The sequence below is a fragment of the Paenibacillus forsythiae T98 genome (genome assembly GCF_000520735.1).
GTDB classification, from domain to species: Bacteria; Bacillota; Bacilli; order Paenibacillales; family Paenibacillaceae; genus Paenibacillus_AQ; species Paenibacillus_AQ forsythiae.
In genome coordinates, this window is record NZ_ASSC01000429.1 from 1 (window position 1) to 1,110 (window position 1,110).

Here is a 1,110-nt window from a genome sequence, read left to right on the forward strand (position 1 = left end):
GGCGATGCCGGGCGCCGGGCTGGACGCCGGCGCCGCAGTGGGCTCCTGCGCGCAGCCGGCCAGCAGCGCGGCTGCCAGCAAGAGGGGCGCCAGGGGACGGGCGCCCGCTTTTCGAGTAGACATCATTGGAACACCTCCGTAAAAGAAGAAACGATTTCATTGTCCTATCGGAAGCTCATGCTTCCGACAGGAGCGATACTATGTATCGCTTCGCTTGCAAGCAGCCGATCCTGGTGGAAAAATAAACCCAGGGCTAAACGCGAAACTTATCTTTCTTATATTTTAAAGGGAAAGAACGAGGGCAGCAGAGCGCCCCCGTTCATTGTATTAAAGCTTGTATGGTGACATAGGGCAACAGATTTTGCGCTCGCTGTCTGCCGCTTGTCGCTCGTCCCTGTTCCAAGCTCGACCTCGCTCCAATAGAAGGAAAAAGTCCCGCTAATTTCGGGGAAACTCCCTCCTACTTGGGGTTTACCGGGAATTTCCCCCTTTATTTTGGGTGAAAACCTCTCCCTCCAGCCTTCTCCCCTGGAATTAGAAGGAGAAATTCCATCTAAGTCAAAGAAAAAACAGAACTACTGAAATATAGAGGGGAATTTTCCCTGTAATCGCCAACGTTCTCCTTTTTTAGCCCGAAAAGACCGTCGGCCTTCCCAACAGAGCACGCAGAGCCAAGGGAGCAGCAACGAGGCGTCCGGTTCACGAAGGACAAGTACGGATGCCAAAAAAGAGCCTCTTTTCCCTGCTTCTACAATCAGTCTGTCGGAGAGCAGCCGCTTCGCTTACGCTGCGAGCCGGGCAGCCGCCTCCGAAACGAACATTGCTGCGCGCTGCCGCTCAAGGTACATGCTCTGACCGAATGCTACGGCAGTCTGACCGCCACAACGGCCGCCATTTCCCGCGTTACGGCGCCGGCGGGGTCAAACGAGCCGCCAAAACCGGTCATATAGCCCTTCTCCGTTACCGCGTTCACGGCATCAACCGCGTAGCCGCCGATTGCGGCGCCGTCCTTGAAGGCTGCTTTGGACGAAGGAGCCAGCCTGTAAGCCCGCGCAATCATCACCGCCATATCCTGGCGGCTGACAGATTGGTTCGGCTTGAACGAAGCCG

1 protein-coding gene is annotated in these 1,110 nt (G+C 56.1%); it reads right to left on the reverse strand.

Annotation, left to right across the window (positions count from 1 at the left end):
- Positions 1-862: 862 nt before the first annotated feature.
- Positions 863-1,110: S-layer homology domain-containing protein (locus L692_RS28785; protein WP_036723641.1), on the reverse strand; the 248-nt coding region annotated here is incomplete at its 5' end.